At 59.3% G+C, this 21880-nt stretch carries 17 protein-coding genes; 13 read left to right on the top strand and 4 right to left on the bottom strand.

What is annotated here, in order from left to right; all coding sequences use genetic code 11:
• The first annotated feature begins 40 nt into the window (after window positions 1-40).
• The 3 genes from ACR0AZ_RS19675 (at window position 41) to ACR0AZ_RS19685 (ending at window position 2044) form a co-directional block, all read left to right on the top strand.
• Window positions 41-385 (top strand): DUF427 domain-containing protein, encoded by a 345-nt coding sequence (locus ACR0AZ_RS19675; protein WP_480470610.1) that lies wholly within the window; start codon window positions 41-43, stop codon window positions 383-385.
• 91 nt (window positions 386-476) lie between these two features.
• The gene (locus ACR0AZ_RS19680) at window positions 477-1655 is read left to right on the top strand and encodes a DUF2235 domain-containing protein (protein WP_480470611.1); all 1179 of its coding nucleotides are present in this window, start codon (window positions 477-479) and stop codon (window positions 1653-1655) included.
• Entirely contained in the window at window positions 1652-2044 is a 393-nt protein-coding gene (locus tag ACR0AZ_RS19685) for a DUF333 domain-containing protein (RefSeq protein WP_480668103.1), read from the top strand. Before ACR0AZ_RS19680 ends, ACR0AZ_RS19685 begins: the two co-directional genes overlap by 4 nt.
• A gap of 19 nt (window positions 2045-2063) precedes the next feature.
• Here ACR0AZ_RS19685 and ACR0AZ_RS19690 read toward each other — a convergent pair whose 3' ends face one another.
• Window positions 2064-2837, bottom strand: coding sequence for a FadR/GntR family transcriptional regulator (locus tag ACR0AZ_RS19690; RefSeq protein ID WP_480470613.1), 774 nt, complete (start codon window positions 2835-2837; stop codon window positions 2064-2066).
• Window positions 2838-3173: 336 nt separating this feature from the next.
• Here ACR0AZ_RS19690 and ACR0AZ_RS19695 point away from each other — a divergent pair, with 336 nt between their 5' ends.
• The 5 genes from ACR0AZ_RS19695 (at window position 3174) to ACR0AZ_RS19715 (ending at window position 13053) form a co-directional block, all read left to right on the top strand.
• Window positions 3174-4226, top strand: a complete 1053-nt coding sequence (locus ACR0AZ_RS19695; RefSeq protein ID WP_480470614.1) for a TRAP transporter substrate-binding protein — start codon at window positions 3174-3176, stop codon at window positions 4224-4226.
• A 127-nt stretch (window positions 4227-4353) separates the two neighbouring features.
• Window positions 4354-6420 carry a TRAP transporter large permease subunit gene (locus ACR0AZ_RS19700; protein ID WP_480470615.1) on the top strand — a complete coding sequence of 689 codons (2067 nt, stop codon included), beginning with the start codon at window positions 4354-4356 and terminating at the stop codon, window positions 6418-6420.
• Window positions 6421-6433: 13 nt separating this feature from the next.
• A complete protein-coding gene (gene dld, locus ACR0AZ_RS19705) occupies window positions 6434-8116 on the top strand; it encodes a D-lactate dehydrogenase (protein WP_480470616.1) in 1683 nt (560 codons plus the stop codon).
• 81 nt (window positions 8117-8197) lie between these two features.
• Window positions 8198-9673 (top strand): Y-family DNA polymerase, encoded by a 1476-nt coding sequence (locus ACR0AZ_RS19710; protein WP_480470617.1) that lies wholly within the window; start codon window positions 8198-8200, stop codon window positions 9671-9673.
• Window positions 9670-13053, top strand: coding sequence for an error-prone DNA polymerase (locus ACR0AZ_RS19715; RefSeq protein WP_480470618.1), 3384 nt, complete (start codon window positions 9670-9672; stop codon window positions 13051-13053). Before ACR0AZ_RS19710 ends, ACR0AZ_RS19715 begins: the two co-directional genes overlap by 4 nt.
• 5 nt (window positions 13054-13058) lie before the next feature.
• Here ACR0AZ_RS19715 and ACR0AZ_RS19720 read toward each other — a convergent pair whose 3' ends face one another.
• Genes ACR0AZ_RS19720 through ACR0AZ_RS19730 form a run of 3 tightly spaced genes read right to left on the bottom strand, consistent with a single transcriptional unit; the run spans window position 13059 to window position 15421 of the window.
• On the bottom strand, window positions 13059-13436 hold the full coding sequence (locus ACR0AZ_RS19720) for a carboxymuconolactone decarboxylase family protein (protein WP_480470619.1): 378 nt from the start codon (window positions 13434-13436) through the stop codon (window positions 13059-13061).
• 12 nt (window positions 13437-13448) lie between these two features.
• Complete coding sequence (locus ACR0AZ_RS19725; RefSeq protein ID WP_480470620.1) at window positions 13449-14537, bottom strand: aromatic ring-hydroxylating oxygenase subunit alpha; 1089 nt, start codon at window positions 14535-14537, stop codon at window positions 13449-13451.
• The gene (locus ACR0AZ_RS19730; protein ID WP_480660536.1) at window positions 14534-15421 is read right to left on the bottom strand and encodes a MurR/RpiR family transcriptional regulator; all 888 of its coding nucleotides are present in this window, start codon (window positions 15419-15421) and stop codon (window positions 14534-14536) included. The genes ACR0AZ_RS19725 and ACR0AZ_RS19730 overlap by 4 nt, the downstream gene beginning before the upstream one ends.
• A 65-nt stretch (window positions 15422-15486) precedes the next feature.
• Here ACR0AZ_RS19730 and ACR0AZ_RS19735 point away from each other — a divergent pair, with 65 nt between their 5' ends.
• Genes ACR0AZ_RS19735 through ACR0AZ_RS19755 form a run of 5 tightly spaced genes read left to right on the top strand, consistent with a single transcriptional unit; the run spans window position 15487 to window position 21809 of the window.
• The gene (locus ACR0AZ_RS19735; RefSeq protein WP_480471917.1) at window positions 15487-17940 is read left to right on the top strand and encodes an FAD-dependent oxidoreductase; all 2454 of its coding nucleotides are present in this window, start codon (window positions 15487-15489) and stop codon (window positions 17938-17940) included.
• On the top strand, window positions 17937-19019 hold the full coding sequence (locus tag ACR0AZ_RS19740; RefSeq protein WP_480470622.1) for an alcohol dehydrogenase family protein: 1083 nt from the start codon (window positions 17937-17939) through the stop codon (window positions 19017-19019). The genes ACR0AZ_RS19735 and ACR0AZ_RS19740 overlap by 4 nt, the downstream gene beginning before the upstream one ends.
• Window positions 19016-19594: a dimethylsulfonioproprionate lyase family protein gene (locus ACR0AZ_RS19745; RefSeq protein ID WP_480668104.1), complete on the top strand. Its 579-nt coding sequence runs from the start codon at window positions 19016-19018 to the stop codon at window positions 19592-19594. The genes ACR0AZ_RS19740 and ACR0AZ_RS19745 overlap by 4 nt, the downstream gene beginning before the upstream one ends.
• On the top strand, window positions 19591-20697 hold the full coding sequence (locus ACR0AZ_RS19750; protein ID WP_480668105.1) for a mandelate racemase/muconate lactonizing enzyme family protein: 1107 nt from the start codon (window positions 19591-19593) through the stop codon (window positions 20695-20697). Before ACR0AZ_RS19745 ends, ACR0AZ_RS19750 begins: the two co-directional genes overlap by 4 nt.
• Window positions 20694-21809, top strand: coding sequence for a mandelate racemase/muconate lactonizing enzyme family protein (locus tag ACR0AZ_RS19755; protein WP_480668106.1), 1116 nt, complete (start codon window positions 20694-20696; stop codon window positions 21807-21809). The genes ACR0AZ_RS19750 and ACR0AZ_RS19755 overlap by 4 nt, the downstream gene beginning before the upstream one ends.
• The last annotated feature ends 71 nt before the right edge of the window (window positions 21810-21880 follow it).

Consider the following 21880-nt stretch of genomic DNA (forward strand, 5'->3'; position numbering starts at 1 on the left):
GCAATGGGGAAGCCCGTACACGACGAGGGAAGGAGTAAACATGACCAATCAGATCACGATCCGCAAAGCACCGGGTAAATGGAGCGTCCGTTCAGGCGGTGCCATTCTGGGTGAAACCAACAACGCTTTGGAGTTGTTGGAAAGCAATAAGGATCCGGTGATCTACTTCCCGCGCGCTGACATCGCCATGGCCTTTCTGGACCGGACCGACAAGGTGACCCACTGCCCGGGCAAAGGGGACGCCACGCATTTCTCGATCGTGAACAAGTCCTCGGTCACTGAAAACGCCGCCTGGAGCTACGAGAGCCCGATCGAGACCGTGGCCGAGATCAAGGATCATCTGGCGTTCTACCCCGAAGACTCCATCAAAGTAGAGCAGCTCTGACACGCAAGCTTCGCTTTAGACCGGTTAACAGCTTTGAGAAGTTCCGATAAGCTGCAGGCATTGCTTTGAATGTATTGCCTGAGGTCCTGCTGTGAAGAAAATCGTTATCTGCTGTGATGGCACCGGCAACGAGATCAAGGAAAATCAATCCAACGTTCTCAAGTTCTATCGCGTCCTGAAAGAGAGCAAAGATCAGATCGGGTTTTACGATCCGGGGGTCGGGACGATCTCGAACAGCGGTGCCTGGGATCGATTCAAGCATCAGATGAAGGGTGTCTTCGGGCTGGCGACCGGCTATGGGCTGGATGCCAATGTGCTGGATGCCTACAGGTTCCTGCTGCGCCATTATGAAGATGGGGATGAGATCTATCTGTTCGGCTTCTCGCGCGGGGCGCACACGGTGCGCGTCCTGGCCGGATTTATTAACATGGTCGGCCTGCTGCACGCGCATCAGGATCATCTGTGTTCTTACGCATTGACCGCCTATAAGCAATCCGGCGCTCAGGACAGGTTTGATTTGGCCTGGCGTGTGCAAGAGGTGCTGGATACTCGGCGCGTGACAATCCGCTTCATGGGATGCTGGGATACCGTCGCCTCGGTCATCGTACCGCGCCCGGACAGAATGTATCTGCCTTCGCTCGAGTCCCTGCCCTATACCCATACTAATCCTTGCGTGCGCGTCTTTCGCCAGTCCTGCGCCATTGATGAGCGTCGCCGCATGTTCCGACTGTCGCGCTGGACCGAGCCGCAGCTGTTCAAAACCCACCCTTTCGTCAATGATGAAGATGCCGAAAATCAGGATATTCAGCAGGTCTGGTTCGCTGGCGTGCATGGCGACAATGGCAGCGGCTACCCCGAACAGGACAGTGGAGCAGCGAAATATCCGTTGGGCTGGATGGTCGATGAGGCAAGGGCACATGGCTTGGAGTTCCGCGAGACCATGGTCAAACGTCTGGTGCAGGGAGAGACACCAAAGAATATCGCGCCCGGAAGCAAACGCGACTATGCCGCGCCCAGTGCAGATGCCAAATTGCATGATTCAATGACGTTCTGGTGGAAAATTCTTGAATATCTGCCCAAACGTAAAAAATGGCATGATGATCCTGAGATACGCAAAGAAGGTGGCTTTTATTTTCCGATGAAAGAGCCACGCTTTATCCCCGAAGGTGCATTGATCCATACTTCGGTACAGGAAAGAATGGAACTGAATCCGGGCTATGCCCCGGAGAATCTTCCTAAGAGCGAACCAACCCCGGCGAGGAGCGAATGATAAAGCTGAACCCGATGATCATGGCACTTGCACTGCTGAGCCCTGCAGGCGCGCTGGCCAATACTGGTCTGGCCAATCCGGCGGCAACCTATTGCATCGCTCAGGGCGGGCTCTACGGCATACAAGACGGAACTGATGGCCAAACCGGAATATGCCAGCTACCGGACGGCACCAAGGTCGACGCTTGGACCTATTTTCGCGAAAATAATGCAGATCACAAAAGTGACAGCTTTACCCGGCTTGCAAACCCGGCGGCAACGTATTGCATCGAAATCGGCGGCAGCTATCGGATTGAGGACACCGACCGAGGTCAGGTCGGAATTTGCACAAAACCCGATGGCACATCGCTGGACGCTTGGGATCTGTTTCGGGCCGATCATCCAGAATAGCCCTGCAGAGTCGCAGATTTCAGACCGAATATAACCGTCGTTTCGAGGCGCGTATTTCACGCGCCTGTTGCTCTTGCCCTTTTCGGAATGAGCTCTCGACGAAATCCATGTGATCGCGGGCCGCAGTTTCGGCCCGCTCTGGATCCCCCTCCAGAATGGACTGCGCGATTTCCTTGTGTTGCGCCAGCAACAACTCGCCCGAGCCGTCCATCGTTCTCAGAAATCGGCGGTTATAAAAGACACCCTGACGCGTCAGATCATAAACCGAAGCCATCATGTGGATCAGCGTCGTGTTCTGACTGGCATCCACCACCGCCGAATGCAGACGAAAATCCGCTTCCTCACTGGCATCCGCATCATCATCTTCCCACGCCTTTTGCATCTCGCCTATGATCTCAGAGATGCGCTCCTTGTCGGATTGCGTCGCCCGCTGTGCAGCCAGACGGCTGGCAAAGATCTCCTGCTCACGTCGATATTCCAGATAATCATAGAACGCCCCGCCATGCCGGGCGTAAAGCGACAGGAGTGCCGGCGACATTGCCCGGCCGGTCAGCGCGGCGATGAACGTCCCCTCACCATGACGCACTGAAACCAGGCCGCGCTGTTCGAGAATCTGCAACGCCTCGCGCAGCTTGGGGCGCGAGACAGACATGGCCTCGGCCAGATCCCGTTCCGAGGGCAATCTGCGGCCTTCTTTCAGGATGCCATCGACGATCATCGTCTCGATCTGCTCGACCACCGCATCAGCAATTGATTCGTGGCCGACAGGCTCAAATGGGCTGTTGTTGCTCATGTCTGCTCCGCGGCCTACCAGAAATCACAAAATATAAGTTGTTCACAAAATTTACCAATTGACTGAATTTATGCAAGTAAAAATACCCAAAAATACGGATATACCCGACAGATATATCTATCTGGTGATTAACGATAAATCCGTAATATCACTCCATTTGGCTAAAATTTCTCCTTGTTCGACACAGTCGCGAAACGCCACTGATCGAATCAGAAGTGGTAAATAAAATTGTTGACTAACCTTCATGGTAAAAAATATTTACCTCTTCATATCACCGCCACGGCGGGAATTCCGTCAGCCGATCCCACAGCTGGCACATACCCTGGAGGAGAACCCATGAAGACCACCCTGACATCGCTTGCCGTTGCTGCCTCGCTGTTGGCCGCTCCGGTTGCCCACGCGGCGGACAAGATGCTGCTGAAAACACCGATCGCGTTTTCGACCGCTTTGCCCGGTCTCGGCTCGCCGATCCCGCGCGTGGCTGAACAGCTGGACCTGATGTCCGGCGGCACGCTGAAGATGAAGGTTTATGAGCCCGGCAAGCTGGTCCCGCCGTTTGAAATTCTGGATGCGGTGTCTTCGGGCAAGATCAACTCGGGCTACACCACTGCCGGATACTGGGCGGGTAAGATTCCGGCTGCACCGTTGTTCTCGGCCGTTCCGTTTGGCCCCGAGGCGGGCGAATACATGGCGTGGCTGTACTATGGCAACGGCATGAATCTGTATCAGGAGATGTATGATCAGGCGGGCTTCAACGTCCATGTCATCCCCTGCGCGATCATTGCCCCCGAAACCTCGGGCTGGTTCGCGAATGAGATCAACAGTCCCGAAGATCTGAACGGCCTGAAAATGCGCTTTTTCGGTTTGGGCGGTGAAGTGATGCAGAAACTGGGCGTGGCGACCTCTCTGCTGCCCGGTGGCGAAATCTTCCCGGCACTGGAAAAAGGCGCGATTGACGCGACCGAATTCTCGATGCCTGCCATCGACGCGCGGCTCGGTTTCCACAAGCTGGTCAAGTACAACTATTTCCCCGGCTGGCACCAGCAGGCGACTGTGTTTGAGTTGATGATCAACAAAGACGTCTGGAACGAAGCCAGCGATCAGCACAAGGCGATCATCGAAAACGCCTGTAAGGCATCGATGGCCGACAGTTTTGCCGAAGGTGAAGCGATCCAGCACGCGGCCCTGTTGGACAACGTCGAAAACAACGGCGTCCAGATCAAGCAGTGGAATGATGAAATGCTGTCGACCTTCCGCGCGACCTGGGATGAGGTTGCTGCCGAACAGGCCGCGAACGATGAGTTCTTTGCCAAGGTTTTGGCCGACATGACCGAGTTCCGCGACGGCTACGCCGTCTGGAAAGAGAACGCGTTCCTCCCCCGCAAGTAAAATAATCGCTTGCGATCGTCTGAGGGCGGCCTCTCCCGCCGCCCTTGGACAATGCTGATTTTCTTTATTTTCCCAAGCATCCCGGGCGCATTCACGTCCCCATCGCCGAAATCTCGAGGAGGAGACCATGGCCGAGACACAGCGTCAGCACGACGATCCGATTGAAGTCTATGAAAGCATCCTTGAGCATGGTGAACCCGACCGTCAGAGGTTGGCGGTGGCAATCGACAACGGCGTCAAGGCGGTAGGCCATGTGGTCATGTGGGCCAACCTGCTGCTGGTTGCGGCCATCGTCTCGCAAGTGGCGCTGCGCTATTTGCTCAATCAGAATTATCCCAAGCTGGACGAGATCCAGTGGCATTTCTACGGGTTGGTGACGATGGTCGGCATCTCGTATGCCTTGGTCACCGACAGTCATGTGCGGGTCGACCTGCTGCATATGCAGCTCAGCCAGCGCGCGCGCCGGATCATTGAGATCATCGGAATCTTCACCCTGCTTGTGCCGTTCATCTATCTGATGATCGATCAGGGGTATGACTATTTTTACGAAAGCTGGCGCGTCAATGAATCCTCGGACAGCCCTACCGGTCTGCCCGCTCGTTGGGCTTTGAAAGGTATCATCCCAGCCAGTTTCATTTTGTTGGCTCTGGCAGCAGGGGCGCGACTGATCCATGACATCCATGCTCTGTTCATGAACCTGGATGAAGAGCGTCAGGGCAAGGGCCTGCGCCTGATCATCTGGGCCCTTCTGGGCTTTGCTGTTGTGGCGACTGCGCTAACCTTCCTGGTTGAGACAACCGAAGAAAAACTGGTCATCGCCATGTTCCTGACCTTCATCGCGTTGCTGTTCACTGGCTTCCCGGTGGCGTGGACACTTGCGGGAGTCGGTGTTGCCTATTGCGGTCTGGCCTATCTGTTCGACAACGGCTTGATGAACTGGACCGGGCTTGAGGAAACGCTGACCGGGCTGGATTATCTGACGCTGGGTGCGGTGGTGAACCGGGTTTATGCCACCATGTCAAACGCCGTTTTGGTCGCCTTGCCGATGTTCATTTTCATGGGCCTGATGTTGGATGAATCCGGTGTGGCCGAGCGTCTGATGTCTTCGATGCAGCGTCTGTTTGGTACGGTGCGCGGCGGGCTGGCGATCACGGTGACGATGATCGGGATCATTCTGGCTGCTTCGACCGGCATCATCGGAGCCTCGGTCGTTCTGCTGGGCGTGTTGTCTCTGCCCTCGATGATGGAGCAGAAATACAGTCCTTCGCTGGCCGCCGGTGTGGTCAGTGCGTCAGGCACACTGGGCATCCTGATCCCGCCGTCGATCATGTTGGTAATCATGGCGGATCAGATGGCACTGTCGGTTGGTGATCTGTTCATGGCTGCGGTCTTCCCTGGCGTGATCATCGGCGCGCTGTATCTGACCTATATCTTCGTCATCGCCCTGATCAAACGCGACGTGGCCCCGGTGCCCGAGGGTGCTAAGCGGCCCGACTGGGCTGCCGTCAAAGATGTGCTGATCGCCGTGCTGCCGACGCTGGCGCTGATCCTTGCTGTGCTTGGCTCAATCTTTGCGGGCCTGACAACGCCGACCGAAGCCTCAGGCGTAGGCGCGCTGGGTGCCACACTGCTGGCGCTTGGCTATCGCAAACTGACGCTGGCGAAACTGGTGAATGTGCTGAAGGCCACGTTTAACACCACCGCCTACATCTTTGCGATCTTCCTTGGCGCAACCGTTTTCTCATACGTCCTGCGCGAACTGGGCGGCGATGCGCTGATCGAGGACATGATCCATGGTACTGGGCTTGGTCCCAACGGCACCGTCTTCATGATCCTCTTCATCGTCTTCTTGTTGGGCTTCGTGCTGGACTGGATCGAAATCACACTCATCGTGCTGCCCTTGATGCGCCCCATCGTAAATGGACTAGGTCTGGATATCGACGGCTTTGGCGTCATTGATGAGCCCGCGCTGGTGTGGTTCGTGATCCTCGTCGCGGTGACCCTGCAAACCTCATTCCTGACACCGCCTGTTGGTTTTGCGCTATTCTACCTAAAAGGGGTCTGCCCGCCCGAGATCAAGCTGACCGATATCTACAAAGGCATCATCCCGTTCGTGATCCTGCAGTTGACCGGTCTGTTCTTCGTTTTCCTTTGGCCTCAACTGGCCACGTGGCTGCCCTCGGTCGCGTATTAAGGAGGGCTGTGGGATGACCGAAGCCGATCTGATCAAGCGTCTTCAGGCCATTTGCGGGCGGCGGCATGTGTTGACCTCGGCCCGCAGCACCCGTCGCTTTCGCCGAGGGTTCAGGTCGGGTGAAGGTGATGCGCTGGCGGTGGCTCAGCCCGCTACGCTGCTGGAGCAATGGCAGGTGCTGCAGGCCTGTGTCGCAGCCGACAAGATCGTCATCATGCAAGCGGCCAATACTGGCTTGACCGAAGGCTCTACCCCCAAAGGCAGCTATGATCGCGATGTGGTTTTGATCAACACGCGGCGGATTGACGACCTGCATCTGATCAATGATGGCAAGCAGGTTATCAGCTTTCCGGGCAGCACCTTGTTTGCACTGGAGAAGCTGCTGGACCCGATCGGGCGGCAGCCGCATTCAGTGATCGGATCGTCTTGCATCGGTGCTTCGGTCGTGGGCGGGGTGTGTAACAACTCGGGTGGTTCGCTGGTCGAACGCGGCCCCTCCTATACCGAGCTGTCTCTGCACGCCCGCATCACGCGGGATGGTGAGCTGGAGTTGGTCAACCATCTGGGTATGAACTTAGGTGACACGCCCGAAGAAATCCTGACCCGACTGCAAAACGGCTATTTCAGCACAACAGATATCGAGACTGACAATCGCAAGGCTTCCGACACCGACTATGCCCGCCGGGTGCGCAACGTGGATGCGGACACGCCGGCCCGGTTCAATGCCGACAAATCCCGTCTGTATGAGGCCGCTGGATGCGCCGGAAAACTGGCTGTTTTTGCTGTCCGGCTGGACACATACCCCAAGAATGACAGCGAACGCACCTTCTATATCGGCGCCGAGGACACCAGCTCCCTGACCGAACTACGCCGTCGCATCTTGTCAGGCTTCAAGACCCTGCCGGTCAGCGCCGAGTATATGCATGAAGAGGTCTTCGACATCTCGGATCGCTACGGCAAGGACACCATGGTGATGATCGACAAGCTAGGTACCGACCGTTTGCCCACTTTCTTTGCGCTGAAAGGTGCGGTGGATGCCCGGTTAGAGGGTATTCCGGGCCTGTCGAACTTCACCGACCGTTTCATGCAGTTCGCCATGCGGTTCTGGCCCGATATTCTACCTCAGCGGATGCGCGCGTATCACGAACGCTATCCCCATCATTTGATCCTGAAAATGCGCGACGGCGGCATTGATGAAGCCCGCGCATTACTGCGCGATATGGTGGACGACAACCAACTGGATTTCTTCGAATGCGACCCGCGCGAGGCTAAGATTGCTGGCCTGCACCGCTTTGCTGCCGCCGGGGCCGCGATCCGCTATATGAAAGTGCACGCACATGAGGTCGAAGACATCATCGCGCTGGACATCGCCCTGCGCCGCAATGATGTGGACTGGTTCGAGGAGTTGCCCCCCGAGTTAGCGGATCAACTGGTCAGCAAGCTCTATTACGGGCACTTCATGTGCCACGTTCTGCATCAGGATTACATCGTGAAGAAGGGGGCCAACCCCAAGGCGCTAAAATCTGCGATGCTAGAGATACTGGATCAGCGCGGGGCCGAATACCCGGCCGAACACAATGTCGGGCACCTTTATACGGCCAAGCCGGATCTGGCGGCATTCTACAAATCGGTCGACCCGACCAACAGCATGAACCCCGGTATCGGGAAAATGTCGCGGAACAAGCACTATAGCTGACGGGCTTTTTGACCACGAAAGACTCGACTCTGCATCCAAGGAAACCTAAAAAGAACAAATATAGAACATTTGGTTTCCGGCATGCTCGATGGCACTCGACGGCGTATCGTATCACTGTGGTTTCCCCGGCTGGCAAGTGACCGGGCTCTGCGCCTGCGCCCAGTCGACGGGCCGTTTGTTCTGACGCTGAAACAGAACAATGCAAACCGGGTGTATTGCCTGAATGTGCAGGCCCAGCGGCAAGGGCTGGATCGCGGCATGCCCTATTCCGATGCCCGCGCCTTTTGCCCCGATCTGCAAAGCCACCCGGCCGACCCGCAGGGGGATCAGCGGTTTCTGCACGCCCTGCGCCGCTGGGCCACGCGCTATTGCCCCTGGGTCGGGCTCGAGGGTGAGGATGGGCTGGTTCTGGACATCACCGGATCGGCGCACCTTGCGGGCGGGGAAGAGATGATGCTGACCGATATGCGCAGGCGTCTGGCCCGCGCCGGGTTGGCGGTACAGATCGGCCTTGCCCCAACGCGCGGCGCGGCCTGGGCCTTGGCACATTATGGCGAAGGGATCGCGGGTGAGGACACGCTGAAAGCGATCCGCGCTCTGCCGGTGGCAGCGCTGCGGCTGGATGAGGATACCTCGATCGCGCTGCAACGGCTGGGCCTGCGCCGGATTGGCGAGCTGGCGCAAACCCCGCGCGCGCCATTAACGCGCCGATTTGGCCCCGCGGTTTTGATGCGGCTGGATCAGGCGCTGGGGGATCAACCCGAACAGATCACGCCGCTGGCCGATCCGCCCCATTATGGCGTGCGCATGACCCTGCCCGAACCCATTGGCTTGCTGTCCGATATGATGGCCGGGGCCGAACGGCTACTGGAACGGCTCTGCGACAAGCTGAAAACGCAGGAGATGGGCGCGCGCAAGCTGTGCATGACCCTGCGTCGGGTGGATCAGGATCACCAGCAGGTCGAGCTGCGCCTTGCCCGCCCCCTGCGTGACCCGCATCGCATCCTGCCCCTGTTCGAACGCGGGCTGGCCGAGGTGGATGCGGGCTTCGGGATCGATCAGTTCCGGCTGCAGGCCACGCAGGTGGAACCCCTGCCGGTGCGTCAGGTCAGCCGCGCCGTAAGCCGGGACAAGGATCAGCTGGACGACCTGATCACCCGCATCGGCACCCGGATCGGGCTGGAACAAATCCACCGCCTGCTGCCTGTGCAAAGCCATATCCCCGAGCGCAGCTTCATCATCTCGCCCGCCGCTTATTCCGATCCCGCAGGCGGTTGGTGCGCTCTGCGCCCCCGCCCCCTGCAGCTGTTCCCCCCGGAACCCATCGCAGGGTCAGGGGCCCACCCGCCGCGCCGCTTTCGCTGGCGGCACATGTCGCTGACCACAGGCCGTTCAACCGGCCCCGAGCGCATCTGTCCCGAATGGTGGCTGGAGGATGAGAACTGGCGCAGCGGTCTGCGCGACTACTGGCAGGTCGAGACGCAGCAGGGGCGGCGGTTATGGCTGTTTCACACCCCTCAAAATCCGGGATGGTTCGTGCATGGAGAATTCGCATGATCGAGGTGAACCGTACTCATCGTCCCGTTGAAGCGTTTCGCCGAGACCTGCTGGGGTCTCACATTAATGGCCCCGGCTATGCCGAGTTGGGCGTGACCACCAATTTCACCTTCCTGACCGGGGCCTCGCATCCCGAAGAACTGGTGACCCGCGCGGCTGAGCTGGGCCTGAAGGCCATCGCGATCACCGACCGGAATTCTCTGGCCGGGGTTGTTCGGGCCTGGACCGCATTGAAAGAGCTGCGGCGTGAAGCCGAGAAAGAGGTGCAGATACGGTCTCAGCACCGGGTCGATTCCTGTTCGCGGCAGGAAATTGGCCACCCACAGCCGATTGCCAAACCCGATGCGCCCGGGCTGCCGCAACTGATCGTCGGCTGCCGTCTGGTATTGCGCGACAGCTCCGTGCACTGGCTGGCCCTGCCCCGCGACCGTGCCGCCTATCAGCGGCTGACCCGCCTGCTGACCCTCGGCAAGCGGCGGGCTGAGAAAGGGGAGTGCCATCTGGATATGAAGGACATGCTGAGGGCCTGTCAGGGGATGATCCTGATCGCGTTGCCGCAGGCGGGGGTGCGGCAGGCCATCCCGGATATCCAAAGGATCAGAAGGCAGTTTCCCAACGCTGTCTTTCTGGGGGCCGCGCCGCGCTATGACGGTAGCGACCGGACCTATCTGGCGGCTTGCGCGCGGGCCTCGCAAAAGGCCTCGGCCCCTATGGTTGCGGTGGGGGATGTGCTGATGCACCGCGCCAGCCGCCGCCAGCTGGCCGACGTGCTGACCTGCATGCGCGAGCACGTCACGATTGACCAGATCGGCACACGCGCCCTGCCCAACGCCGAACGGCGATTAAAAGGCTATGCCGACATGGCCCGGCTGTTTCAGGACCACCCCGGCGCGCTGCGCCGCACGCTGGAAATCGCCGACCGCTGTAGTTTTGATCTGAGCGAGCTGTCGTATGAATATCCCGACGAGATCGCCAGCAGCGAGACCCCGCAAGCGCGGCTGGAGCGTCTGGCACGAGAAGGGTTGAAGCGGCGTTATCCCGATGGCCCCTCTGAAAAAGCCATCAGCCTGATGAAAAAGGAACTGGCACTGATCGCGGAACTGGATTTCCCGGCCTATTTCTTGACCGTGCATGACATTGTGCAATTCGCCCGCTCGCAAGGCATTCTGTGTCAGGGGCGCGGATCAGCCGCCAATTCGATCCTGTGCTATCTGCTGGGCATCACCGATGTCAGCCCCGACATGATCGCCATGGTGTTCGAGCGTTTTGTGTCAAAACACCGGGGCGAGCCGCCGGATATCGACGTGGATTTTGAACACGAGCGGCGCGAAGAGGTGATCCAGTGGATTTACGAGCAGTATGGCCGACACCGCGCGGGCCTCTGTGCCACGGTCATCCATTTCCGATCCCGCGCGGCAATCCGCGAGGTGGGCAAGGTGATGGGCCTGTCTCAGGACGTCACCGCGGGCCTGTCCGGCCAGATCTGGGGAATGAGCAATGGCGGCGTTGATGCCGAGAGGTTGCAGGAACTGGGCCTCGACCTCAAAGACCGGCGCCTGATGCAGACGGTTCGACTGATTGGCGAGATCATCGGCTTCCCCCGCCATCTGTCGCAGCATGTAGGCGGGTTTGTCATCACCAAAGGGCGGCTGGATGAGCTGTGCCCGATTGAAAACGCCGCGATGGAAGATCGCACCGTGATCGAGTGGGACAAGGACGACATCGATGCGCTTGGCATTCTGAAGGTGGATATATTGGGGCTGGGGATGCTCAGCTGCATCCGCAAGGCGTTTGACCTGATGCAGCAACACAACAGCGAAACCCTCAGCATCGCCACCGTCCCGCAAGAGGATACGGCGACCTATGACATGCTGTGTGCCGCTGATGCGGTGGGCGTGTTTCAGGTCGAAAGCCGGGCACAGATGAATTTCCTGCCCCGGATGCGGCCGCGCGAGTTCTATGATCTGGTGATCGAGGTCGCCATCGTCCGCCCCGGCCCCATTCAGGGCGATATGGTGCAGCCCTATATCCGGCGGCGCAACGGGCTGGAAAAGTCCGAACCCTTCGGCCCCGCCTTGGAAGAGGTGACACGACGCACGCTGGGCGTGCCGCTGTTTCAGGAACAGGCCCTGCAAATCGCGGTGGTAGGCGCTGGGTTTTCGGCGGAAGAGGCTGATCACCTGCGCCGCTCGCTGGCCTCGTTCCGGCGCATGGGGACGATTGGCACCTATCGCGACAAGTTCATCGCAGGGATGCTGAACAATGGCTATACACCCGAGGTCGCCGACCGCTGCTTTGGCCAGATCGAAGGGTTTGCCGATTACGGCTTTCCCGAAAGCCATGCCGCAGCTTTTGCCATGCTGGCCTATGTCTCGGCCTGGATGAAATGCCACCACCCGGCAATCTTTGCCTGCGCGCTGCTGAATTCGCAGCCCATGGGGTTTTACGCGCCTGCCCAAATCGTGCGCGACGCGCGCGAGCATGGGGTCGAGATTCGTCCGGTCTGCGTCAATGCCTCGACCTGGGATAACCTGCTGGAACGCCGCGCCGACGGGGCGCTGGCCCTGCGGCTGGGTTTTCGCCAGATCAAAGGGTTCAAGCAGGAGGATGCGGATTGGATCGTGGCTGCGCGGGGCAATGGGTATCCGGACCCCGAAACGCTGTGGCTGCGGGCCGGATTGCGCCCGGATGTGCTGACCCGTCTGGCCGAGGCGGATGCGTTTTCCGGCATGGACCTGACCCGGCGCGACGCCCTGTGGCATGTCAAAGCCATCCGCAGCCGGACCGCCCTGCCGCTGTTCAATGACCCCATCGATGGTGAGAGCATCAATGAGCCGCAGGTCAACCTGCCGGTGATGCATCTGGGCGAGGAGGTGGTCGAGGATTATGTCTCGACCCGCCTGACCCTGCGTTCACACCCGATGGAGCTGTTGCGCCCCTCCATCCCCAGCCTTGTGCCGCATGCCACGCTGCAGGACATCCCGCTGGGCCGCTACAGCGTGTGTGGGCTGGTGATCACACGCCAACGGCCGGGAACCGCCTCGGGCGTGATCTTTCTGACGCTCGAGGATGAAACCGGTGTCAGCAATGTGGTTGTCTGGCCCAAGGTCTATGAACGATTTCGCCGCATCGTGATGGGCGGGCGGCTGCTGCAGGTCCGTGGATATCTGCAACGCGAGGGAATCGTCGTGCATCTGATCGCGCAGGAAATCACCGATATGTCGCACAAACTGTCCGAGCTTGGACATCCGCTGGACGAAGCTATCGGCATCACCCAACCCCAAGCGGATGACACCCCGCGCCCCCGCCAGAACGGACCAAGCGCCCGCCATCCGCGTGAGCAGGCCAAACGGCTGTTTCCAAGCCGGGATTTTCACTAAGGCGCTTAGCCCTCAATCACCTTGCGGGCCACGCGGAAGCATTCCAGCGCCTGCGGCACGCCGCAATAGATGCCTATGACATGGATGATGGCGCGGATTTCCTCGGTCGTGACGCCGTTGTTGATCGCACCCCGGCAATGGATTTCCCATTCATGCATTTTGCCCAGCGCACCGATCATCGACAGGTTCATCATGGACCGTGTCTTGGCGTCGATCACATCGTCACCCCAGCCGAAGCCCCAGCACCAAGCGGTCATCGCTTCCTGAAACGGGCGGGTAAAATCATCGGCAGCGGCCAGATTCTTTTCCACATACTCCGCGCCCAGCGTCGCCTTGCGCTGTTCCAGACCTTTCAGGAACAGGTCTTCGTCAAATGTGCTCATCACTCGGTCCTTTTATTGAGGCTGCCCGTCAACCGCTTCGCGCATCCATTTTTGTAGATGCATGACGGGATGTTCCGAATTTACCCCACCTTTGGGATCGACGACCAGAGGGCCCGGACGATATCCGCGCGAATGCAGGCCACGCTGTACGGATTCGACCAGCCGGATATCCTCTTCCACCGTTGTTGCCCGATCCTGTGCAGCAAGTTGCCTTATCTTCTGGTCGTCCATGCCACCCACCGAATACCAACCGCGCCAAACCACCACGTGGTCGGCATCCACAGCACGCCAGTGATAGGTGTTCAGCACGTTCCCCGGATAGACCTGAAACGAGAACATCGGCCAGAGGAACCAACTGGAATACTCATCGAAATGCTCAAAGCCTGACTTAATGTCATAAGTCATGTTCTCGAGGCTTTGGCATTCCGTCGTGTGGCGCAGGCACATGCCCTGAGGCTGAATGTCATAGGTTTCCGGCCTGACCACGCCATTGGCAAAAGTCGGATGGTTGAGCGAGCAATGGTAGCACTCCGAGTAATTCTCGACTGAGACCTTCCAGTTGCACAGTTCCGGTATCTCGACCCATTCCAACGGCTTCAGATCGGCCCAGTTGGGCACCCATTCCTCAAGCTCGGCGCGGGCGTTCGGAAACCACTCATCCATGGGCGCAGCGTTGGGATCGAGATTGACGAAGACAAAGCCCAGGAACTCTTCGGTGCGCACTTCGTTCAGACACACGGAGGATTTGTCGAACCCTTCAACCGCCTTGAGGTTCGGCCCGGCCCGCAACTCTCCGGTCAACTCATAGGTCCAGGCGTGATAGGGGCAGACCACAACGCGCGTGGTGCCTGTGCCCTCGACCAGTTGATGGGCGCGGTGCTGACATACATTGTAGAACACGCGGATCTTCGAGTCGCGCCCGCGAATGGCAAACAGGTCCTGCCCGGCAACCTCGAAGGCCACATAAGCGCCCGGCTCAGCCAGTTCAGATGCATGGCAACCAAACTGCCAGGTACGCGCGAGCAACCCTTCCGTTTCCAACCGAAATATGGCGGGATCAGTATAATACCGGGCTGCAAGAGATTGGATGGGTGCTGTCACGTGTCCTCCGAGTGATAAAGGCCAAGCTGATGGCGACGTTTATGAAAAGTTTCGACCCGCTCGACGATCTCGTCGCTGGCAACGGCGATCACAAAGGACAGCAGCGTTTCCAGCAAGGCAACCGTACTGACCGAGGACGGGAAGAATTGCGGTGTGTCCGCCGAGATGACAAAACCATGGTCGGCGCTGCGTAGAATTGGGCTGGCGGGACTGTCGGACAGGCCCACGACCTTCAGGCCCTGTTCCTTTGCGACATGAACCGCCTCGACCACCTCGTTGCGATAAGGCTTGCAGGTCATGGCGATCAGAACGTCGCGTTCATCGGCCCACGCCAGATCGTCGATCGGATTCGATCCGGGGCGCGGGATTGCGTGGAACTGCACCATCCCGGTCGACGCCAGATAGACGAAGTTCCGCGCATTCGAGTTGTTTACGCCCACGCCCAGCACGAACACATTGCGCGAATTCCAGATGTCTTCGGCGGCGGCTTTCAACTGTTCGGACGAGATATTGGCAAAGGTCTCCTCGACATTGCGCAGGGCGTCCTGAACCATATCCGCATATAACCCGCCCATATTGCCGGACTTGCGAATATCCTGCAGCCAGCGGGCGCGATCCGGGAAATCAGCCTGCCCGCGCCGGATCGCCTCGCGGAAGGGCACGCGGAAATCCTCGTAGCCATCGAACCCGACCTGCCGCGCCATGCGGACGATGGTGTTGGGCTTCACATTCGCGGCCTCGGCGATTTCCCGCACCGTCGAAACCCCCACATCGCGCGGGTTTTCCAGCACATAAGTGGCGGCCTTGCGCGCTTCTGGTGTCAGCTCGGACAGTTCGTCCGCCAACCGCTCAAGAATCGTATTTGATACATTTGTCCCATTCATGATTGACGATGGTACTTTTGTTTGCTTACGATGTCGAGACAAAATCGACTCAGAGGATTGATCCGATGGCATCTGATTTCCCGACCCACGCACGCGTGGTTATCGTGGGTGGCGGAGTGATGGGGGTGGGCCTTGCCTACCATCTTGGGCACGAGGGCTGGGGCACAGACACTGTGCTGCTGGAAAAGGCCGAACTGACCAGCGGCAGCACCTGGCATGCGGCGGGGCAGATCACCCATTCGACCTCTAGCTTCGGCTTAGGCAAATGCGTCGATTACAATATCGGGCTGTACTCCGGGGCCTTGGAGGCCGAGACCGGTCAGGCCGTGACATGGCATGGATGTGGCTCGTTCCGGCTGGCCTATACCGAAGACGAGATGGACTGGCTGCGCCATACTCTGTCTGTGGGTCGTTCCCTGGGTTTCAACATCGAACTGGTTGGCCCGGATCGGATTGCCGAGCTACATCCGTTCTACAATTTGGATGGTGTGTTGGGCGCGCTGCACACGCCCGATGACGGCCATGTGGACCCGACCAACGTGACCATGGCGATGGCCGCAGGTGCGCGTCAGAAGGGCGTTCGGATCATCCGGCACTGTCAGGCGACCAACATCACTCAGGCCGAGAACGGTGAATGGGTGGTCGAGACGCCCAAGGGCACGATCACCTGCGAACACGTGGTCAACGCGGGCGGCACTTATGCGCGGCAGATGGGCGAATGGTCGGGGCTGCAGCTGCCGATGACGTCGATGACGCACCATTACTTCGTGACCGAACCAGTGCCCGAGTTTGAAGCTCTGGACAAAGAACTGCCAGTGATCCGCGATGACAAGAAGGTCTCGGGCTATATCCGGATGGAGCAAAAGCGCGGGCTGATCGGGATCTACGAGAAAGAGAACCCAAACTCGGTCTGGCATGATCACTGCCCGTGGGACTACGAGAACTGGCTGTTCGATGCCGATTACGACCGGGTAATGCCATGGCTTGAGGAAAGCCTGAACCGGATGCCGATCTTTGCCGAACTGGGCATTCAGCGCGAGGTGCATGGTGCGATCAGCCATCCGCCCGATGGCAACCCGCTGATCGGGCCTGCGCCGGGCGTGCGGAATTACTGGTGCTGCTGCGGCACTCAGATCGGGATCGGCTGGGGGCCGGGCCTAACGCGCGAGCTGGCACGCTGGATGGTGCACGGAGCCGCCGACATCTCGATGCGCGAGTATGATCCCCGCCGCTTTGGCAGCTACGCCACGAAAGACTGGCAGGTGATCAAGGCTGAGGAAGACTATTGCCTGCGCCACGAAATCCCCTTCCCGCATTTCAATCGCCTGGCAGGCCGTCCGATCAAACCGTCACCCCTTCATGAGCTGCTGAAATCAAAGGGTGCGGTGCATGAAGAGGTCTATGGCTTTGAGCGCCCGCGCTGGTTTGCACGGGATGGGGTCGCGCAACAGGATCACTATTCCTTCCGCCGGACTGCTGCGGACGACATGGTCGCGCAAGAAGTCAAAGCCGTGCGCGAACGGGTCGGCATCATGGACGTCACCGCCTTCACCAAGGTCGAGGTTTCAGGCCCTGATGCCTACGCCCTGCTGGATCGGCTGACCGCGAACCGGATGCCGCAGAAAGATGGCTCGATCACCCTGACCCACATGCTGAACCACCGGGGACGGATCGAATTGGAGACGACCATCGTGCGCATGGCGCAGGATCGCTATTACCTCGTATGTGCCGCGTTTTTCGAACAACGCCTGCTGGATCATCTGGCACAGCAGCGCGATGCAGAAGACGTCGTGATCGCCGCACTGTCAGTAGATTGGTCGGCTCTGTCTTTGAACGGGCCAAAGTCGCGTGACGTCCTGAGCGCCTGCACTGATGCCGACCTCAGCAATGCCGGGTTCCGCTGGCTATCTGCCCAGCAAATCAGGATCGCGGGTCATGATGTCTGGGCTTTCCGGATGTCCTATGCAGGTGAACTTGGCTGGGAACTGCACATGCCCAACACCGCCTGTCTGGACGTCTACAACGCGCTCTGGGCCGCTGGCGAAGCGCATGGAATCGCCGACTACGGCAGCTTTGCGATGAATGTGATGCGGATGGAGAAAGGCTTCAAAGGGGCCGGAGAACTGACCAACGAAGTCACTTTGGCCGAAGCCGATGTGCTGCGCTTTGCGAAAACCGACAAAGACTATCTCGGCAAGGATAAGACCCTGAACACAGATTTGCCGTGGATCTGTACCTATCTTGAGATCGAACCGGATGGTGAGATCGACGGACATGGTGGTGAGGCCGTGTTGCTGGACGGGCGTGTTGTTGGCTCGACCGCGTCCGTAGCGTATGGCCACACAGTCGGCAAAATCCTGGCCTTCGCTTATATCAAGCCCGAAGCCGCCGCTGCAGGCACCCAGCTTGAGGTCATCATCCATGGCACACCCCGCGCCGCGCTGGTTTTGTCTGAGCCCGCTTATGACCCGCAAAGCCTGCTCCCCCGCACGGACGCCGCGCTCGAGGCCGCCCAATGACGCATCCCACCACAATGCAGGCCATGGTCACCATGGGCCACGGCGATCTGGATCAGATGGCCTGGCACGAAGACTGGCCCTGCCCGATCCCTGCCTCGGGCGAAGTATTGATCCGGGTCGGAGCCTGCGGGCTGAACAATACCGACGTGAATACGCGCTCTGGCTGGTATTCAAAAACGGTAAGCGACGCCACGACAGGCGGTGCATTTGAAGAAGTCGGCGAGGAAGACCCGACCTGGGGTGGCGCGCCTTTGGTTTTTCCGCGCATTCAAGGCGCAGATGTGTGCGGCCAGATCGTCGCCGTTGGCGAAGGTGTGGACCCGCTCAGGATCGGCGAGCGAGTGATCACCGATTGCTGGCTGCGCGATCCGGCAGAGCCAACGAACAAAGACAAGACCGGCTATTTTGGTTCCGAACGGGATGGCGGGTTTGCGCAATACTCGACAATCCCCGCGCGGAATGCCATTGCGATCCAATCCCCTCTGTCAGATGCGGAACTGGCAACATTCTCGTGCTCATATTCCACCGCCGAAGGGATGCTGACCCGCGCAAATGTCTCGGAGAACGACACGGTTCTGGTGCCTGGCGCATCGGGCGGCGTCGGAGGTGCATTGGTCCAGTTGGCAAAGCGACGCGGCGCGCGGGTGATCGCCCTGGCGTCAGAAGCCAAACATGCCGAGGTCGCGCAGCTTGGACCTGACCGCATCCTGCCGCGCGCACCGGAAAACCTGCGTGCCGCGCTTGGGCAGGAAAAGATCACCGTCGTTGCCGATGTGGTCGGTGGGCCGTTCTGGCCAAAGCTGATCGACGTTTTGGAGCGCGGCGGGCGGTATACCTGCTCGGGCGCGATCGCTGGCCCGATGGTCGAGTTCGATCTGCGTACTTTCTATTTGCGCGATCTGACCTTTACCGGCTCGACCGTGATTGACCCGGAGGTAATGCAAAACCTCGTTCGATACATTGAGGCTGGCGAAGTGAAACCTTCGCTCGCCGCGACTTATCCGCTGAGCGAATTGCACGCGGCTCAGGCTGCCTTTATCGCCAAGAAACACACCGGAAATATCGTGGTGATCCCATGACGATGCATGATGTTCTGGAAGCAGCCCGGCTGTTACATCAATCGCACCCTGATCTGGCAGGGTTTGCCGATTGGCCCACAGATCTGGCATCAACGGAAACGGCACCCTCGCCGATCCCGGCAACTCAGCTTGTTCGCAGCTTTGACCTTGCTGGGTCCGAAGCAACACACTGTATGGTCGAAGCCATTGCAGCGACAGCTGAACTGGCAAACTGGAAAGTGACCTATACCGAGGAGGAGGTCGGTGCGGACTTCCTCGCGCGCTATGGGTATTATGAGTTGTTCGGGCCGACCGGGCATTTCCACTCGACCCAATTGCGGGGCTATGTCGCATATTGGGGCGCAGGCCTGAACTATGACTGGCACAGCCATCAGGCCGAGGAACTATACGTGACCCTCGCCGGCGGCGCGCAATTCCGGGTCGAAGGTGACGAGGCTTTTGTCGGCCCCGGCCAGACTCGCCTGCACCAAAGCTGGCAAAGCCATGCGATGACCACCGGCGATCAGCCCATCCTGACCTTCGTGCTGTGGCGCGGCGCGGGTCTGAATGCCCTGCCGCAAATGGATGCATCATGAAGATCACGCGCATCCGCATCTATCAGACCGGGCTGCCTTATGTAGGCGGCGCGTACGTTTGGGGCGCGGGAAATGCGATTGAAACGGCCATAGCCTCGGTCGTGGTCATCGACACCGATGCGGGACTGCAAGGCTGTGGTGAGTTCACGCCTTGCGGTGAGAACTATATGATTGCCCACTCCGAAGGTGTGCCGGCGCTGGCCAAGCTGGTCGCGCCCAAGCTGCTGGGCGAGGATCCACGACAGGTCGGACGGATCGAGCAATTGATGGATCATCTTATCCAAGGTCACGGCTATGCCAAGGCCCCGTTCGATGCGGCCTGCTGGGATATCCTCGGACAGGCTTGCGATCAGCCGATCTGGATGCTGTTGGGCGGCAACCTAACGGACGGTGCACCGATGTATCGGGTCGCACCACAGAAAGCGGCGGATGAAACCATCGCCGAGATGAACGCCTATCGCGATCAGGGTTATCGCCAGTTCCAGATCAAGGTCGGCGGCGATTGGGCAACTGATATCGACCGGATACGCGCGACAGTGCCGTTGTTAAACGCCGGAGAAAAGGCGATGGCGGATGCCAATCAAGGGTGGCGGGTCGACAATGCGATCCGCGTGGCGCGGGCGACCAGTGATCTGGATTTCATCCTTGAACAGCCTTGCCGGACCTACGAGGAATGCCAGCAGGTGCGCCGCGTCGCCGAACAGCCGATGAAGCTGGATGAATGTCTGACGGGTATGCATATGGCCCAGCGGGTCGTTGCGGATCGCGGGGCTGAAATCTGCTGCCTGAAAATCTCGAATCTCGGCGGGCTCAGCAAGGCGCGGCGCGTGCGCGATTACCTGATCGAAAACCGCATCCCCGTGGTCAGCGAAGACACCTGGGGCGGTGAGATCGCAACCGCCGCCGTGGCGCATTTCGCGGCTTCGACTCCGCCTGAGTATCTGCAGAACACCACGGATCTGATGAACTATAACACGCGCTCGACCGGGATCGGTGGCGCGGTGGCACGGAATGGGAAACTGTTTGCGCCCGATACGCCCGGCATGGGTGTCGTTCCTGACTTAGAAAGCCTCGGCGCGCAAGTAGCAGAGTACGGCTTATGAAGATTACATCCATTTCCGTGTATCAGGTCGATCTTCCGTTGGAGCATCCCTATTGGTTGTCCGCTGGGCGGCTGAAGTTCGAAACACTCGATGCAACGCTGGTGAAAATCGAAACCGATGCCGGGCTGATCGGATGGGGTGAAGGCACACCCTGGGGGCACACTTATATTCCGGCCCACGGCCCTGGCATTCGTGCCGGTATCGAAACTATGTCTCGGTTCATTCTGGGCCTTGATCCGCGCCGGGTACTGGATGTCGAACGCGCGATGGATCTGGCGCTACCCGGGCATCTCTATGCCAAAAGCCCGATTGATATGGCATGCTGGGACATTGCTGGTCAGGCTGCTGGTTTGCCGATTGCCGATCTGCTGGGCGGAGGCTCTCGCACCCCTCGCCCCGTCGCCTCGTCGGTGGGGGCCAAAACAATTGAAGAAACCCGCGCTGTGATCGATCGCTATCGCCAACGCGGTTATATCGCCCATTCGGTCAAGATCGGCGGCGATGTGGCCCGTGACATCGCCCGTATCCGCGACGTCGAAAACCTGCGCAATCCCGAGGACATCATCCTGTATGACGTCAACCGCGGCTGGACCCGGCAGCAAGCCTTGCGGGTGATGAGCGCGGTCGAAGACCTCAACGTGATGATCGAACAACCCTGCGAAACGCTGGACGATATCGCGGCGATTTCCGGCAAACACGCCTCGCCGGTTTCAGTGGATGAAAGCCTTGTCACCTTGCAGGACGCAACCCGCATCGCGCGCGATGGCATCGCAGAGATCTTCGGCATCAAGCTCAACCGCGTCGGGGGGCTGACCAAAGCCACCCGGATGCGAGACGTCGCGCTGGCACACGGGATCGATATGTTCGTCATGGCTACGGGCGGCACAGTGTTGGCCGATGCCGAAGCCCTGCATCTGGCCGCGACCATACCTGACGCGAACTGCCACGCAGTCTGGGCCTGTCAGGACATGATTACCGTCGACATCGCAGGCGGTCGCGGGCCGCGCAATATCAACGGCCACCTTCACTTGCCCGAGGTCCCCGGTCTCGGCGTACACCCGGACGAAGACGCCCTCGGCCCTCCAATCGCAACCTACGAGGCCCCGCGATGATCCGCCCCTTCATCTGGCCCAAAATATCCCGGGGTGTGAATTGGCCACAGGCCAAGAGAGGGGCTGGCCCC

The organism is Ruegeria sp. BE3 (genome assembly GCF_056538865.1).

Excerpts from the sequence above, each read along its gene's own strand:
- ACR0AZ_RS19675 (WP_480470610.1), top strand. The coding sequence starts at position 41 with ATGACCAATCAGATCACGATCCGCAAAGCACCGGGTAAATGGAGCGTC.
- ACR0AZ_RS19685 (WP_480668103.1), top strand. The coding sequence starts at position 1,652 with ATGATAAAGCTGAACCCGATGATCATGGCACTTGCACTGCTGAGCCCT.
- ACR0AZ_RS19690 (WP_480470613.1), bottom strand. The coding sequence starts at position 2,837 with ATGAGCAACAACAGCCCATTTGAGCCTGTCGGCCACGAATCAATTGCT.
- ACR0AZ_RS19695 (WP_480470614.1), top strand. The coding sequence starts at position 3,174 with ATGAAGACCACCCTGACATCGCTTGCCGTTGCTGCCTCGCTGTTGGCC.
- ACR0AZ_RS19700 (WP_480470615.1), top strand. The coding sequence starts at position 4,354 with ATGGCCGAGACACAGCGTCAGCACGACGATCCGATTGAAGTCTATGAA.
- dld (WP_480470616.1), top strand. The coding sequence starts at position 6,434 with ATGACCGAAGCCGATCTGATCAAGCGTCTTCAGGCCATTTGCGGGCGG.
- ACR0AZ_RS19710 (WP_480470617.1), top strand. The coding sequence starts at position 8,198 with ATGCTCGATGGCACTCGACGGCGTATCGTATCACTGTGGTTTCCCCGG.
- ACR0AZ_RS19715 (WP_480470618.1), top strand. The coding sequence starts at position 9,670 with ATGATCGAGGTGAACCGTACTCATCGTCCCGTTGAAGCGTTTCGCCGA.
- ACR0AZ_RS19720 (WP_480470619.1), bottom strand. The coding sequence starts at position 13,436 with ATGAGCACATTTGACGAAGACCTGTTCCTGAAAGGTCTGGAACAGCGC.
- ACR0AZ_RS19730 (WP_480660536.1), bottom strand. The coding sequence starts at position 15,421 with ATGAATGGGACAAATGTATCAAATACGATTCTTGAGCGGTTGGCGGAC.
- ACR0AZ_RS19735 (WP_480471917.1), top strand. The coding sequence starts at position 15,487 with ATGGCATCTGATTTCCCGACCCACGCACGCGTGGTTATCGTGGGTGGC.
- ACR0AZ_RS19740 (WP_480470622.1), top strand. The coding sequence starts at position 17,937 with ATGACGCATCCCACCACAATGCAGGCCATGGTCACCATGGGCCACGGC.
- ACR0AZ_RS19745 (WP_480668104.1), top strand. The coding sequence starts at position 19,016 with ATGACGATGCATGATGTTCTGGAAGCAGCCCGGCTGTTACATCAATCG.
- ACR0AZ_RS19750 (WP_480668105.1), top strand. The coding sequence starts at position 19,591 with ATGAAGATCACGCGCATCCGCATCTATCAGACCGGGCTGCCTTATGTA.
- ACR0AZ_RS19755 (WP_480668106.1), top strand. The coding sequence starts at position 20,694 with ATGAAGATTACATCCATTTCCGTGTATCAGGTCGATCTTCCGTTGGAG.